Here is a 14,629-nt window from a genome sequence, read left to right on the forward strand (position 1 = left end):
TAACTACCTAAAAGAACAAGGGTTTATAACGTTAACCGAGAGTTATTTAAGATTTAGGTAATTCTATTGAACCGCCGTGTACCGAACGGTACGCACGGTGGTGTGAGAGGACGGAAAATAAAATAATTATTTTCCTCCTACTCGATTATAATATATGTATTTACTTATGGGTTCCATGTATTACTTTAAAGCCATTAGCTTTTAATATTTTTTCATGTTTAGAGTAGTTATCACATTCGACCTCTATGCAAAGAGCAATATGAATAGTATCAACATTTTTATTTTTTAATTGATTTATTTTATGTTGCCAATCTTCATCACTTCCTAATGTACTTGAACAGCCACTACAATAGAAAAAACTAGCCAAAGTCTCCTTTTTATTTTTATAAATAGTAAAAGCATCTAAATCGTTATTAAAAGCATTAAGGCATCCAGTTCCAGCGCATTTACCAATTAGTTTTCTACAAGACATAATTGCTATTGACATAAAAACACCTCCTTTAGGTATAATCAAATAAATGTGTAGTCTCTTATTTTTTCATATTCATTAAAAGTCTTCAAAAGTTATATAAATTGAATTTTTATTTGGATATTTGTGAATAGTACAGTCTACTTCATAAACATCTTTAATAAGCTCTTTTGTTAATATTTCATTAGGTGCTCCAGTTGCAGCAATATTACCATTATGCATAACATATAATTTATCACAATAAGAAGCAGCTAAATTTAAATCGTGCAATGCAGCAATTACAGTAATACCTAAAGATTTTGTTAACTTTAATATTTGAAGTTGATACTTTATATCAAGGTGATTAGTGGGCTCATCAAGAATAAGTAATTTCACTTGTTGAGCTAGTGCCCTTGCAAGTAGAACACGTTGTTTTTCACCACCAGATAAAGTTAAAAAACTTCTATATCTATAGTCAAACATATCAACTTTTTTAAGCATTTCATGAGTTATGTCAATATCCTTATCGTTATCAATTTCAAGAAGACCTTTATGAGGGCTTCTACCTAGTAAAACCATTTGTTCTACAGTCATATCAAAAGCAAGATTGTTGAATTGACTAACAACTCCTAAATTTTTAGCAACGTCTCTAATTGGTATATTTAAGAGGTTTTTTCCATTCAAAAGCATAACTCCAGATTTAGGAGAATATACTCTGTAAATAGACTTTAAAAGGGTAGATTTACCACTTCCATTTGGACCTATTAATCCAACAAACTCACCATTTTTTACAGTTAAAGAGACATTATTTACAATAGTTTTATTACCAAAAGCAACATTTAAATCTTTAATATCTAAATTCATAATAAGCTACCTTTCTCCAAATCCGTAAGCACGTGTTATCATAATATAAATAAAAAATGGTGCACCTAAAAGTGAAGTAATTATGCCAATAGGCATTTCCATATTTTTCAGTATTATACGGGATAGCACATCTGCCCAAACTAAGAATATAGCACCTAGAAGTACAGTAGTTGGTAAAAGTTTCTTATGGTCTGAACCAACTAAACTACGGGTAATATGAGGAATAACTAATCCTACAAAACCTATCATTCCACAACATGAAACAAGAACCCCTGATAAAATTGAAACGCTAATTAAATAAAACTTTCTATATTTATTTAAATCTATACCTAAAGTTATAGCAGTTTCATCACCTAAAAGCATTACATCCATAACCCTAGATTGTATAATAAAGATTATAATAAAAAATACAACTACGATTGTAGGTATCAATAAGTTTGTCCATTTAGCACCAGTTAAAGAACCCATACTCCAATATGAAAGTGAGTGAAGGGCACTGTTATCGTTTGTAAGATAAATCATAAAACTTGATAAGGCAGAACATATTAAGTTAACTACCATACCAGAAAGAACTAATTTTACAGATGTAGCTCTTCCACCTAAATTAGAAAGTTTAAAGACTACTATTGAGGCGAGTAAAGCTCCTATAAAAGCCCAAAAGGTTACACCTGTATTTTGTAAAACTCCAGTAAATAATGTGGAGGCACCAATTAATATTGAAAAAGTAGCACCTAGTGTGGCTCCGGAGGAAATCCCTAAAAGATAAGGATCAGCTAATGGATTTTGCACTGTAGCTTGCATAACCGTTCCACCAAGAGATAATCCTAACCCAGTTATTACACCAAGAAAAACTCGTGGCAATCGTATTTGCCAAACTATATCAATAGATGCCTGTGGAATTGACTTTCCTTTTAAACTTGTACCAAAAAGTTTATTTAAAATTATACTATAAACATCAGTGGCAGGAAGTTTTACAGAACCTATAGACACTGCTAAAACTATAGATACTAATAAAAGCAACATTAAAGCAATAACTATTAAATAATTATATTTACTTAGTATATTTGAAAAGTTTTTATTTTTCATAAATCACCTATTTATATAATTCAGGATATAATTCTTTAGAGTAGCGTTCAATAGCATCTACTACACGAATTCCACCGGCCCAAGTTTCAGCAAGCCCAGTAACAACTATTGCATTATTTTTAACGGCAGTTACATTTTTCAAGGCCTCATTAGAAGTGAAAATTTTAGCAATTTCAGGATCGTGAATATCTTTTCCATCGCCATCATGGATAAGAAGAATAGTGTCAGGATTTAAACTAACTATATTTTCTAAACTTACAGTTCCAGATTCTTCACCTAAATTTTCTAATCCAGCTTTTAAAGCCATATCACTTACAAGATCATTTTTGCCATATAATCTAAAATCACCTTTTTCTTCAGATTCTAAAATTAATGTTGTTTTTTTCTTGTCAATAGAATTTGTTTTTTCTTCTATTTTAGTTAATCTATCTTTATTGTCTTGGATATATTTATCTGTTTTATCCTTTATATTAAATATAGTTCCTAAGTCATCAATATCTTTAAATAAATTTTCAACAGTATAATTTCCAACGGATTTAACGGTATTACGCTGAGCAAATGTATTAGTACCTCTGCCTATCCATTCGCTTACATCACCAAGTGTTTTATCGGCAAAGACACTTTTCCATCCAAATATAAAATCTGGATTTAAAGATAAAACTTGCTCTTTAGTAGGATATTTTTCAGATACAACTGGAATTTTTGCATATTTGTCTTTAACTTTTTCTGATATAGGGTTGTCCAAATAGCATGTACCAACTAGCTTATCTTCTAATCCTAAGTCTAGCATCAATTCAGTTGTAGTTTGGTTAGTTGTTAAAACTCTTTCTGGTGCCTTATCAAAAGTAATTTCAATTTCTTCGTTATTCACATTATAATTTTTTATAGTTACAGGATAGCTTGAATTTTTATTTTCCTTGGTAGAACTGTTTTCAGTAGATACACTATTTGTATTAGTAGATTTATTATTACTAGAACAACCCATAAATGAAACTGTCATAGCAATGCAAAGTGTAGTACATAAAGTTTTCATAATTGTTTTTTTTATATTTTTTGATCTCATAAATAAAACTCCTTTAATTTTTTATAAATAAAAAAACCTATTTAACCTTAAGTGGCTAAATAGGTATAAGTACAAACTTATATAAACACTATCCCCATCTCTCGTAGGTTATTGTAGTGAAAAAATAGGCAGGTATTCTGGCTAAAGATTATTGATATAGAAAAAATAATCTTTTACAGTGGCGGGACCGCGTGGGATTTGCACCCAACTTCCCCTTTTATATAAAAGTGACTTTACTTTTATAACCTATTCTAAAAGTAAGTTAAATTGAATTTAACTTAAAATTTTATTGAATTATCATTGAAAAGCTTATCATAAATTAAAAAATATGTCAAATAATTTTGAAATGATTAATTTTTATAACTAATTGTTCAAATATATAGTGTTCCAAGTTAATTTTTAAACTTATTCAGTTATCAAGTGAGAAAACTCAAATTAATATTTTATCAATAACTAACAGATTATTTCAGTTAAAAGTTAATAGTGAACAGTTAAATAGTTGTGGTGATTATTACTAACTATGTTCCTAATAATACTAAACGTACTTTTTTAGAATCAGCTTTGATTGCTTTAGGTTTTATTTATATTTTTTCTTAACTGATAACAAAAATTTGATGTATAAATTTAAATATTTTTATAGAAGATAATTATAATTACAAAAAATTAATTTAAATTTTTATTGACAAGGTGTGTATATAGAGTATATACTGTGTATATAGGATATATACAAATTGAAAATAAAATTTATAAAGGAAATAGGATTTATGAAAATTATGTTTATAATTATAATGTTTTGTATAGCTATAGTTTTGGAGCATTTAATTTTCTTTAAAAAACGAGAAAAGATAGAAAAATAATTTTTTTTACTACAACTGTATATAGTGGGTATACTCACTATATAAATAATGTTGAAGAAGAGGGGTATTATGAATATTGTAATTGATAATTCTTCTGGAAAGCCAATATATTCACAAATAGAAGAACAAATTAAAAAATCAATATTTGAAGATAAACTTATATTAGATGATATATTACCATCTATAAGAGCACTGTCACAGGAATTAAAAATAAGTGTAATAACGACTAAAAGGGCTTATGAAGAATTAGAAAAGCAAGGATTTGTTTATACAGTTCCAGGAAAGGGAACTTTTATCTCAAATAAGGATAAAGAATTTATAAAATATACTATAATGGATAATGTTAAAAAATATCTTTTAAAGGGCATAAATGAAGGGAAAAAAATAGATTTATCCTTAGATAATATGAAAGAAAAATTAGAAATTATATATAAGTATTAAAGGAGTTGAGGAGTATGAAAAATGTTTTGGAGATAAAAAATATAACAAAAACCTATAAAAATTTTAAATTAGATGATGTATCTTTTAATTTAGAAAAAGGATATATAATGGGATTTATAGGTGAAAATGGAGCAGGTAAAACTACAACAATAAAATTAATAATGAATTTATTAAAAAGAGATAGTGGAGAAATTAAGATATTTGGAAAAGATAATGTTAAGTATTCTAAAGAAATAAAAGAAAAAATTGGTTTTGTATATGATGATTGTTTTTATTATGAAAAATTATCTATAAAGAAAAATGCTAAAATAATTTCTAACTTTTATAAGCAGTGGAGTTTTGAAACTTTTAGCAAATATTTAAAGATATTTGGATTAAATGAAGATCAAAAAGTAAAAGAACTTTCAAAGGGTATGAAAATGAAATTTGCAATTGCTATAGCACTTAGTCACAATGCTGAGTTTTTAATAATGGATGAACCAACTGCAGGTCTTGATCCAATTGTTAGAGAAGAACTTTTAGATATATTTCAAAAGGTAATTCAAAATGAAGATATAGCTATTTTAATATCAACACATATAACATCAGACCTTGAAAGAATATCTGATTATATAACTTATATTAATAAAGGAAAAATAGAATTTTCTAAACCTACAATTGATGTATTGGAAGAATATCGAATTGTAAAAGGTGATAAAAGTTTATTAAATGATGAAAATAGAAAAGCATTTATATCAATAAATATAACGAGTTTTGGATTTGAGGCTTTAACTAATAATGTATCAAAAATAAATGCTATATTTAAAGATAGTGTGATTTTGGAAAAGCCAACATTAGAAGATATTATGGTATTTAAAAGCAGAGAAGCAGTTGGAAATATATAACAACGAATTTAAAGATGTAATGGGGAGAGGATTAAGATGTTAAATGTAATAAAAAGAGAGCTGAAAATACAGCTTTTATCATTAAAAGGTTCACAATTTATAATGTTATTAATTGGTATGGCAGTAATAGCTATGACTCAAGGACAAGATTTTATAAATTATCTTATTATGGTTTTGGTAATAGGAGGACTTGGATATACAGAACTTGAAAGTAGAGACGGCGTTTATAAGTCTACACTTAGTTATCCTTGTACAAGGAAAGATTATGTTTTAGGCAAATTTATAGCTTCAATATTAGTGGCAATGATAGGATGTATATTAGCAATAGTATTAAATGAGATTTTATTGATAGCAATTCCTACAAAGTTTATAGGAGTAAATATACATTCATTAAAATCAATATTGCTTTATTCATTATTAATTATATCAATGTATTATTTGGCATATTTTTCATTAGGAATTAAAGCGGCTAAGATAAGTTATTATGTAGCGTTTATAGTTTTTATGATGGGATTTATGTTTATAAATAATATTTTCAAGTTTAAATTAGAGGGTAATATAGTAAAATTACTTTCTAATACAAGCATTCAATTTAATATAATACTTGTTATAGCAGTGTTAGCTATAACTGGGATATTAGCTACTTTATCTGTTGTAATATATGAAAAAAGAGATCTATAGGAGGTATAATATATGAATGCATTGCTTAAAAAAGATATAATAACTAGCAAAAATCCATTAATTATAATGAATTTACTTGTAGGATGCGTTATGGTAGTTTTAACGCTAATTGGTGCTAAAGCACCAGTTTATTTCCCAATATATATATTTGCAACTTTATTTATACCAATAATATTAAATAAATTTACAGCAACAGAAGAGACACGTAAATATTATGATATGTTAATAAATAGTTTTCCTGTTGATAGAAAAGATGTAGTAGTAAGCAAATATACTTTTTACTTATTAGTGTATTTTATAACATCAATATTTCTATTGTCTATAATTTTTATTTTGGGAAAAATAAGTGGTGAAGATTTAAAGATGTTGTTGTTTTCTCAATCATTCTCATTTTTATATTATGTAGTGATCATATGTGTTCCAAACTATATTTTTTATAAAGCTAGTTATGATGTGGCAGTAAAATATAGTGGATTTACACTATTAGGAATAATATATTTACCAATGTTAGTGCTTTTTTTAGCAGAAAAAATATTTCCAGCGGCTTCAAAAAAAGTTGTAGGTTTCTTTATGAAAAGCATAGAAAATGGATTTTTAATAATACCATTAATATTTTTAATAGGGCTAGTGATTTATGGGATAATAACAACTTTATCAATAAAGGGATATTGTAATAAAGATTTATCATAAACAGTTAGGAGGAGGAAGATGAATATAATAATAAACAATTCCTCAGGAGAGCCAATATACTCTCAAATAGAAAAACAGATAAAAGATGATATACTTATGAATAAATTATCTGCAAACGAACCATTGCCTTCAATAAGAGCTTTAGCTAAGGATTTGAGAATAAGTGTAATAACAACTAAAAGAGCTTATGAAGAACTTGAAAGAGATGGTTATATTTATACAGTACCAGGAAAGGGGTCTTTCGTTTCGGCTCAAGATAAGGAGCTTGTAAAGGAGCTTATTATAAGAAATATAGAAGAGTATTTTACAAAAGCAATAGAAGAAAGTGAGAAGATACAACTTTCATTAGATGAAATGAAAGAAATATTAGAAGTTTTATATGAAGAAAAGTAAATAGTTTGCAAAACTTATTTACAGATATAGTTAGAAGGAGAGAGCTTATATGGAAAATATATTAGAAGTAAAGAATTTAACCAAGGCATATAAAAATTTTAAATTGGAAGATATATCATTTACTCTTCCTAAAGGATACATTATGGGTTTTATAGGACAAAATGGTGCGGGAAAAACTACCACTATAAAACTTATAATGAATTTAGTAAAAAAGGATAGTGGCGAAATAAAAGTTTTTGAAAAAGATAATTTAAAATTTGAAAAAGAAATAAAAGAACAAATAGGATTTGTATATGATGAAGGATGTTTTTATGAACATTTATCATTAGAGGATAATGCAAAGCTTGTTGCACCATTTTATAAAGAATGGAGTTTTGATACATTTTATAAGTATGCAAATAAATTTGGACTTAATAAAGGTCAAAAATTTAAAGAACTTTCAAAGGGAATGAAAATGAAGTATTCCCTTTCAATTGCCCTTAGCCATAATGCAAAATTTATAATAATGGACGAGCCAACAGCAGGATTGGATCCAGTTGTTAGAGCAGAAGTTTTAAATATATTAAGGGAATTAATACAAGATGAAAATGTAGGTGTATTGTTATCTACTCATATAACTTCAGATCTTGAAAAAATAGCAGATTATATAACTTATATAAACAATGGAAAAATTATATTTTCTAAAAGTAAAGAAGAAGTATTAGATACTTATAAAATAGTAAAGGGAGATATAAGCCTTTTAACTAAAGAAAATGAAAAGTATTTTGAAGGAATAAGAAAAAGTTCTTATGGATTTGAAGCGCTAACTTCTGATGTAGAGTGGGTAAAAAAAGAATTTAAAGATAGTGTATTAATACAAGATGCAACATTAGAACTAATAATGATACTAAAAAGAAAGTAGAATATAATGATTTGGTAGGTTAAAATATGATGATTAAATCAATAGGCAAAGAGGTTAAATTACAAATTTTTAATTATAAAGGCTATTTAAATATAATGTTTCTTTTATTGCCTATAATTTTGATGTTATTAACTAATAAGGGAAATTATTATAATTATTTAATTAGTATGGTGGCAATAGCTAATATTGCCACTATACAATATGAAGTAAGGCAAAAAAATCATATATTATTTTTAAGTGTAGGTATGTCTAGGGATGAATATATAATATCAAAGTTTTTAGGGTCAGCAATAATAATTATTCTAGGAGGAATATTAGGATTTGTTATTAATGAATTATTAGATAAATTTATTATAAAATTACCTATGGATATATTTATAAAAGATGCAATATTAACGTTAATAATATTATTATTATCAATAAGTATTTACTATTTAATATATTATACATTAGGAAATAAGGCTGGGATGGTAGCTTATTTTATTGTTTTTATGGTAATAATTAATACTATGTTTGAAAGTAAATTTAGTCAATACTTAAAAGTATTTAATGGGGGACAATTGCTAAATAATATTCAACTATTAATCTTTATAATATTAACCATAGTTATTTTTATGACTATTATGTATATAACAGTATTTTTTTATAGAAAGAAAGATTTTTAGACATACAATTAAAAAATAAGGATTTAAAAAGGATTTGGAAGTGTAAGAAATGGTAAAAGAACCTATAGTTTTTGTTATTGCACTTGTACTAGTTTGTATAGGTGGGATAGTTTCTAGTTTAACAAAAACTATTATTAAAAATTATATAATGCATATTTAATAAAATAGAATTTAATTCTAAACAACTAGGTTTACTAGTTGTTTTTTTTATTTAAGGTTTATTTAAGTTTATGGTTACTTAAGTGTAAGGTTAAATATTTAAAATTATATTTGTCAGGAGGAGATAATATTGTTTAGATTAGAATTAAATAAATTGATAAAAAATAAGAATGGAATAATTGCATTGGCAATATTTATAATTTTATCACTTGTCATGGTGTTTTTAAATCCGCAACTGGAAAGTGAGAAATCTTATTTAGAACAAGAAAATTATGGTTTTGTAGATATGAGAGAGGGCAGTGTTTTAGCATCAGAAAATTTTGAAATAAAAATTAATGAACTTGAACAGTTAGCAAATCAATCTGCGAATGATAGTAGTAGCAAAAAAATGAAAAATATGGCTCAAGAAAAATTAGATAAAGTAAAGGTCATGAACTATAAGGATGTAGATTTTTGGAAGGTATATAACCATAAAGTAGCTCATCCATTAGCATTAATAGGATTATTGTCTATAATTGCAATGTTAATTTGCAATATATATAGTGATGAAGTGGTTTCATCAATGGATACATTAATACTAACATCTAAAAATAAATATAAAGCACTTAGTTCTAAAGGGATGTTAGCAATTGTAGTTCCAATAGTAGCATACGTAGGGTTTTTAGCTATAACATTCATTGAGACATTTTTAAAGTATGGTAGGCCTATTAACGGAAATTTACAAGCTTTTAGAATTGTTGATAACTTTATGATGCTAGAGGGTTCTTTTACCATAATGCAATATGTAGCTTTAAAAATAGTTTTTGTATTAGTTTTACTTTTAAGTTTATCAATTATAGGAGCTATAATATCATTTAAAACAGAAAGTTCTATGGCATCAATATCTATATTTGGTGTATACATAATTTTAGGCAAAATATTAGTATTTTTAATAAAACCTATAAGTAAGTTTTTAACTCAAATAGGGGGAGCAGACATAATTAGTATATTAAATTTTGGTAATTATCCAGACTTAATATTTCAGGGGAATAATTTAATAGGAATGTACTTAGGTGATATAAGTGTATTGGGATATGATATAAGTTTAATTAAAGCCATATTAGCTATATTAGTAATGATAACTATAGCAAGCATTATATATATGCTTAATAGTTTTAAAAGAATAGAAAGTAAATAATAGAATTTTAGGAGGTATTTATACTATGAATAAATTAGAAATAAAAAATTTAAATAAAAGCTTTGGAAAAAAAAGAGTAACTAATGATTTAACAGTTACATTAGAAAGTGGTGTTTATGGTCTTTTAGGACCTAATGGAGCAGGAAAAACAACACTTATGAAGCAAATAACAACATTACTTACAAGTGATAGTGGAGAGATTTTATATAACGGTGAAAATATAAAATCATTAGATGAAAAATATAGAGATGTTTTAGGGTATTTACCACAGCACTTTGAAGGTTATGGTAATTTTACAGCAAAACAATTCTTAAATTATATGGCAGCGTTAAAGGGTATTTCAAAAGATGGGCTTAAAGAAAAAATAGATAAAATATTACACTTAGTTGGATTATATGATGTTAGAAATAAATCATTAAAGAAATTTTCTGGTGGTATGAAAAGAAGAGTTGGTATAGGACAAGCTTTGTTAAATAATCCTAAAATATTAGTTCTAGATGAACCTACAGCAGGTCTTGATCCTCAAGAGAGAACACGATTTAGAAATTTATTAAGTGAAATATCTAGAGATAAAATAATAATTTTATCAACTCATATAATATCTGATATAGAGTCTATAGCAAGAGAAACAATAATAATTAAAGATGGAACATTACTTGTAAAGGGCAGTCATAAAGAAATTCTAGAAAATATGAAAGATAAAGTATATGTAATAAATACAGACAATGAAGATATAATTAGAGATATTCAAAATAAATATAAAGTAGTAAATATACAAAGAGGAATAGATAAAACTGAAATAAGAGTAATAGCAGATAAAGAACCAGTTTATAAAGAAGTGCATAAAATAGAGCCAAAATTTGAAGATGTTTATATGTTCTATTTTGATATTGAAGATGCAAAAGAAGTTTAGTAGTATAAAGGAGGATTGAAATGTATAATTTAGTAAAAAGTGAATTAAGAAAAGTACTACTTAAAAAAAGAGTATTTTTAGTTTGGATATTAGGAGCGCTATTATGTTCAGTACTTGTAAGATTTGATAGCTCATATCCCAATTATATATTAGAAAATTATGCTTCCGTATTTGATAAAACTTATGGAATAGCACCAATAATGGGGATGCTTATACTTATAATAACTTCATCTATGTATAATGTTGAGTATAACTCATATATGACTGATTTGATAAACTCAAGTAAAAATGGAAAGAAAAAAGTTGTTATGGCAAAAAGTATAGCAGGGAGTATAGCTACATCAATAGTATTATTGTCACTATATTTAATTATTGTATTTTCTGCTATACATTACTCAGGTGCTGAAGGTTTAAATTTACAATTAAAAGAATTATGGTATTTTGGAAATAGTGGTTCAACAATAACAGTTCTTCAAATGATTATAATATTAGGAATAACAATGGTAATGGGATGTATATTCTTTACTCAGATAACACTTTTATTATCATCTATAAGTAACAATGCAGTAATGCCGTTTATGGTAAGTGGATTATTCATGGGAATACCATATATAGCAGCAAACTTTTTACCAGCACAAATTCAAAAATATGCAGGACTTACTCCACTATGGGCTATGTATTCATCGACTTTTATAAGGTATAAAACACCTATGTTCATAGCAGGAATAGATTTACTAATGTTTATATTAGTATTAATAATAGTTCCTAAAATAACTTATAAAAACTTTGTTAGTGAAAAAAGATAAAATATAGGAAGGAGATTAGATATGAATAAAAAACAATATGTTTGTCCAAAATGTGGATGTAATGAATATGAAAATGATGAATTTCAAGCTACTGGAGGGAATTTAGCTAAAATATTTGATGTTCAAAATAAAAAATTTATTACAATAAGTTGTGCTAGATGTGGATATACAGAATTATATAAATCTAAAACAAAAGCAGGATGGAATATACTAGATTTCTTAACATCATAATTTAAACCAATATAATATATAATTATTTTATAAAACTGTTTCAATATAAAGATTTAATATATTGAAACAGTTTTTTTAAACTAAATTATAAAAGTTAAATTTATTTATCTATAAGAATTATATTAATTTTAAAACATTTATATTTAGTTATTATATGTATATAATAAAAGATATAAATATATGGTTTTAATTAAGAAAGGATGAGGTAGTGTGGAGGATATATCAATTAATAATAAAAAAATACTTTTAGTAGATGATGAAGTTGAAATATTAAAACTTTTATCAACAGTTTTGAAAAAAGAAGGATTGAATCATGTTTTTACTGCAGAAACAGGAAGTAAAGCATTAGAAGTTTTTAAAAGAGAGCTTCCTGACTTAGTTATATTAGATATAATGCTTCCGGATATGGAAGGATATGAAGTTTGTAAAAAAATGAGAGAAAAGGCTATGGTACCTATATTATTTTTATCTGCTAAAAATGAAGAATTGGATAGAATATTAGGCTTTGCTATAGGTGCAGATGATTATATAACAAAACCTTTTAGTCCTAAAGAAGTGGCATATAGAGCAAAAGCCCATTTAAGAAGAAGTGTTTATGTTGAAAATGCTAATAAAGAGGAAAGTATAATAAAGTTTGGTCCATTTGTATTAGATGAGGAAAAATTTGAATTAAGAAAAAATGGAGAAATAGTAGAATTAAAAGCAAAAGAATTTAAACTATTAGCTTATTTGGCTAATAATAAAAATCAAATAATAAGTAAAGAAAACATATGTGATAGAGTATGGGGTGAAGATTACATAGGATTTGATAATACCATAATGGTTCATATGAGAAGACTTAGAGAAAAAATAGAAGAAAATCCATCTAAGCCTCAGTATTTAGTAACTGCTAAAGGTCTTGGATATAAACTTGTTGTAAAGGATGAGTAATTTATGAATATAAAACTTACTGCAAGATTTGTTATAACAATAGTACTTATAAATGTGTTTATATTTTTTATAAATGTAACATTAGGAATGGTATCTATAATTAAAAATTCATCACAAGGGTTTGTGCTAGTAGAACCGATGACATATAAAGAAGTCAAATTAGATCCAGAAAATTTCACAAGGGTTTTTGGGGATAATATAGAATTATCTAATAATGAAATAATTATAAGAGATGAAGGTAAAAAAAGTTTAGATGAGAATAATCTTTGGGTTCAAGTATTAGATGAAAGTGGAAAAGAAATTACAAATTATAAAAAGCCTAAAGAGGTACAAGATGAATATACTCCTGTAGATATTGTTAATGCTTATAAATATACAGGTGGTGCAGAAGGGTTAGAAAACATATTAGTATCAAGTGTTGATATAGGGGATAGAAAGTTAAGTTACATAATTAATTTTCCAATGGGTAAATTGAGCAAGACAGTTATAATGTATAGCGAAAATATTATGGGAAATCTTATGAAAGATATATTAACAGGGGTATTAATCATGGATAGTTTAATTGCTATAATAGGTGGATTATTATTTAGTAGAAGACTTACAAAGCCAGTTGGAAGAATTATAGATGGAGTAAAAACTTTATCTATGGGAAATTATAATTTAACATTTAAAGAAAAGGGTATTTATTTAAATGTATTTAGAAATTTAAATGCATTGTCGTCTATTCTTAAAGAAAATGAGGTTGAAAGAAAGAAAAATGAAAAAATGCGAGAGGAATGGATAGCAAATATATCTCATGACATAAAAACTCCACTAGCTTCTATAAGAGGTTATTCAGAACTTATAAATGGTGATTACGATTTTACAGAAGAAGAAATACAAGAATATGGTGAAATTATATATCAAAAATCTTTATATATAACAGAGTTAGTTAATGATTTAAATTTAAGTACTCGTTTAAAAAATAACGCATTATTTTTAAAAAAAGGTAGGGCCAATTTAGTAAGCCTAACTAAAGAAGTTATAATAGCTATATTAAATGATAACAAATATAGTAATAGAGATATTGAATTTATTCCTAAAACAGAAGTTGCAGAAAAAGAAGTAGATATTCTTTTATTGAAACGTTGCTTAACAAATTTAATTTTTAATGCAATAGTCCATAATGATGAAGATGTAAAAATTAGAGTTGAATTAGAAAAAAGAGAAAGAATATATATAACGATAAGTGATAATGGAAAAGGTATAAGTGAAGAAGACTTAAAGCATATATTTGATAGATATTATAGAGGAACAAATACAGGTGAACTTCACAAAGGTTCAGGTCTTGGAATGGCTATTTCCAAGGAAATAATTAAAAACCATGGTGGAGATGTACAAATTGAAAGTAAGTTAAAAGAAGGCACAAAAATAACAATAATTTTATAAAAAATATAATAT

At 26.1% G+C, this 14,629-nt stretch carries 17 protein-coding genes and 1 riboswitch; of the genes, 13 read left to right on the plus strand and 4 right to left on the minus strand.

All coding sequences use genetic code 11. The annotated features are described in order from the left end of the window. Positions 1 to 160: 160 nt before the first annotated feature. Genes ACYUE0_RS13930 through ACYUE0_RS13945 form a run of 4 tightly spaced genes read right to left on the minus strand, consistent with a single transcriptional unit; the run spans position 161 to position 3,461 of the window. Positions 161 to 487 carry a CGGC domain-containing protein gene (locus tag ACYUE0_RS13930; RefSeq protein WP_460271053.1) on the minus strand — a complete coding sequence of 109 codons (327 nt, stop codon included), beginning with the start codon at positions 485 to 487 and terminating at the stop codon, positions 161 to 163. A 60-nt stretch (positions 488 to 547) separates the two neighbouring features. After that, positions 548 to 1,312 (minus strand): ABC transporter ATP-binding protein, encoded by a 765-nt coding sequence (locus ACYUE0_RS13935; RefSeq protein ID WP_010299543.1) that lies wholly within the window; start codon positions 1,310 to 1,312, stop codon positions 548 to 550. A gap of 6 nt (positions 1,313 to 1,318) precedes the next feature. Beyond that, positions 1,319 to 2,398 carry a FecCD family ABC transporter permease gene (locus ACYUE0_RS13940; RefSeq protein WP_010299542.1) on the minus strand — a complete coding sequence of 360 codons (1,080 nt, stop codon included), beginning with the start codon at positions 2,396 to 2,398 and terminating at the stop codon, positions 1,319 to 1,321. A gap of 7 nt (positions 2,399 to 2,405) precedes the next feature. Then, the gene (locus tag ACYUE0_RS13945) at positions 2,406 to 3,461 is read right to left on the minus strand and encodes an ABC transporter substrate-binding protein (RefSeq protein WP_460271054.1); all 1,056 of its coding nucleotides are present in this window, start codon (positions 3,459 to 3,461) and stop codon (positions 2,406 to 2,408) included. Positions 3,462 to 3,571: 110 nt separating this feature from the next. Further along, positions 3,572 to 3,726, minus strand: a riboswitch (cobalamin riboswitch). Positions 3,727 to 4,387: 661 nt separating this feature from the next. Between ACYUE0_RS13945 and ACYUE0_RS13950 the strand changes: the two genes are divergently transcribed. The 13 genes from ACYUE0_RS13950 (at position 4,388) to ACYUE0_RS14010 (ending at position 14,617) form a co-directional block, all read left to right on the plus strand. After that, a complete protein-coding gene (locus tag ACYUE0_RS13950) occupies positions 4,388 to 4,759 on the plus strand; it encodes a GntR family transcriptional regulator (protein WP_460271055.1) in 372 nt (123 codons plus the stop codon). A gap of 14 nt (positions 4,760 to 4,773) precedes the next feature. Continuing rightward, entirely contained in the window at positions 4,774 to 5,643 is an 870-nt protein-coding gene (locus ACYUE0_RS13955) for an ABC transporter ATP-binding protein (RefSeq protein WP_460271056.1), read from the plus strand. Between the two features lie 36 nt (positions 5,644 to 5,679). Then, complete coding sequence (locus tag ACYUE0_RS13960) at positions 5,680 to 6,324, plus strand: ABC-2 transporter permease (protein WP_460271057.1); 645 nt, start codon at positions 5,680 to 5,682, stop codon at positions 6,322 to 6,324. Between the two features lie 12 nt (positions 6,325 to 6,336). After that, complete coding sequence (locus ACYUE0_RS13965) at positions 6,337 to 7,014, plus strand: ABC-2 transporter permease (RefSeq protein WP_216450934.1); 678 nt, start codon at positions 6,337 to 6,339, stop codon at positions 7,012 to 7,014. Positions 7,015 to 7,032: 18 nt separating this feature from the next. Then, positions 7,033 to 7,407: a GntR family transcriptional regulator gene (locus tag ACYUE0_RS13970; RefSeq protein WP_216450935.1), complete on the plus strand. Its 375-nt coding sequence runs from the start codon at positions 7,033 to 7,035 to the stop codon at positions 7,405 to 7,407. 49 nt (positions 7,408 to 7,456) lie between these two features. Continuing rightward, positions 7,457 to 8,308, plus strand: coding sequence for an ABC transporter ATP-binding protein (locus ACYUE0_RS13975; RefSeq protein WP_460271058.1), 852 nt, complete (start codon positions 7,457 to 7,459; stop codon positions 8,306 to 8,308). Between the two features lie 26 nt (positions 8,309 to 8,334). Continuing rightward, positions 8,335 to 8,973, plus strand: a complete 639-nt coding sequence (locus ACYUE0_RS13980) for an ABC-2 transporter permease (RefSeq protein ID WP_460271060.1) — start codon at positions 8,335 to 8,337, stop codon at positions 8,971 to 8,973. 289 nt (positions 8,974 to 9,262) lie between these two features. Next, positions 9,263 to 10,309: a hypothetical protein gene (locus tag ACYUE0_RS13985; RefSeq protein ID WP_460271061.1), complete on the plus strand. Its 1,047-nt coding sequence runs from the start codon at positions 9,263 to 9,265 to the stop codon at positions 10,307 to 10,309. 25 nt (positions 10,310 to 10,334) lie between these two features. Further along, positions 10,335 to 11,222 carry an ABC transporter ATP-binding protein gene (locus ACYUE0_RS13990; protein ID WP_460271062.1) on the plus strand — a complete coding sequence of 296 codons (888 nt, stop codon included), beginning with the start codon at positions 10,335 to 10,337 and terminating at the stop codon, positions 11,220 to 11,222. Positions 11,223 to 11,242: 20 nt separating this feature from the next. Next, complete coding sequence (locus ACYUE0_RS13995) at positions 11,243 to 12,028, plus strand: ABC transporter permease (RefSeq protein ID WP_061994326.1); 786 nt, start codon at positions 11,243 to 11,245, stop codon at positions 12,026 to 12,028. A 21-nt stretch (positions 12,029 to 12,049) separates the two neighbouring features. Beyond that, entirely contained in the window at positions 12,050 to 12,259 is a 210-nt protein-coding gene (locus ACYUE0_RS14000; RefSeq protein ID WP_199870831.1) for a zinc ribbon domain-containing protein, read from the plus strand. Positions 12,260 to 12,469: 210 nt separating this feature from the next. Continuing rightward, positions 12,470 to 13,189, plus strand: coding sequence for a response regulator transcription factor (locus ACYUE0_RS14005; RefSeq protein WP_061994327.1), 720 nt, complete (start codon positions 12,470 to 12,472; stop codon positions 13,187 to 13,189). A gap of 3 nt (positions 13,190 to 13,192) precedes the next feature. Continuing rightward, positions 13,193 to 14,617, plus strand: a complete 1,425-nt coding sequence (locus tag ACYUE0_RS14010) for a HAMP domain-containing sensor histidine kinase (RefSeq protein WP_061994328.1) — start codon at positions 13,193 to 13,195, stop codon at positions 14,615 to 14,617. Positions 14,618 to 14,629 lie beyond the last annotated feature (12 nt).

The sequence above is a fragment of the Clostridium sp. CTA-19 genome (assembly GCF_054767855.1).

What these genes read in the sequence shown, in the direction of transcription:
- ACYUE0_RS13965 (WP_216450934.1), top strand. Translation starts at nt 6,337, where the DNA reads ATGAATGCATTGCTTAAAAAAGATATAATAACTAGCAAAAATCCATTA.
- ACYUE0_RS14000 (WP_199870831.1), top strand. Translation starts at nt 12,050, where the DNA reads ATGAATAAAAAACAATATGTTTGTCCAAAATGTGGATGTAATGAATAT.
- ACYUE0_RS13980 (WP_460271060.1), top strand. Translation starts at nt 8,335, where the DNA reads ATGATGATTAAATCAATAGGCAAAGAGGTTAAATTACAAATTTTTAAT.
- ACYUE0_RS13960 (WP_460271057.1), top strand. Translation starts at nt 5,680, where the DNA reads ATGTTAAATGTAATAAAAAGAGAGCTGAAAATACAGCTTTTATCATTA.
- ACYUE0_RS13975 (WP_460271058.1), top strand. Translation starts at nt 7,457, where the DNA reads ATGGAAAATATATTAGAAGTAAAGAATTTAACCAAGGCATATAAAAAT.
- ACYUE0_RS13950 (WP_460271055.1), top strand. Translation starts at nt 4,388, where the DNA reads ATGAATATTGTAATTGATAATTCTTCTGGAAAGCCAATATATTCACAA.
- ACYUE0_RS13955 (WP_460271056.1), top strand. Translation starts at nt 4,774, where the DNA reads ATGAAAAATGTTTTGGAGATAAAAAATATAACAAAAACCTATAAAAAT.
- ACYUE0_RS13990 (WP_460271062.1), top strand. Translation starts at nt 10,335, where the DNA reads ATGAATAAATTAGAAATAAAAAATTTAAATAAAAGCTTTGGAAAAAAA.
- ACYUE0_RS13935 (WP_010299543.1), bottom strand. Translation starts at nt 1,312, where the DNA reads ATGAATTTAGATATTAAAGATTTAAATGTTGCTTTTGGTAATAAAACT.
- ACYUE0_RS13945 (WP_460271054.1), bottom strand. Translation starts at nt 3,461, where the DNA reads ATGAGATCAAAAAATATAAAAAAAACAATTATGAAAACTTTATGTACT.
- ACYUE0_RS13970 (WP_216450935.1), top strand. Translation starts at nt 7,033, where the DNA reads ATGAATATAATAATAAACAATTCCTCAGGAGAGCCAATATACTCTCAA.
- ACYUE0_RS14010 (WP_061994328.1), top strand. Translation starts at nt 13,193, where the DNA reads ATGAATATAAAACTTACTGCAAGATTTGTTATAACAATAGTACTTATA.
- ACYUE0_RS13940 (WP_010299542.1), bottom strand. Translation starts at nt 2,398, where the DNA reads ATGAAAAATAAAAACTTTTCAAATATACTAAGTAAATATAATTATTTA.
- ACYUE0_RS13995 (WP_061994326.1), top strand. Translation starts at nt 11,243, where the DNA reads ATGTATAATTTAGTAAAAAGTGAATTAAGAAAAGTACTACTTAAAAAA.
- ACYUE0_RS13930 (WP_460271053.1), bottom strand. Translation starts at nt 487, where the DNA reads ATGTCAATAGCAATTATGTCTTGTAGAAAACTAATTGGTAAATGCGCT.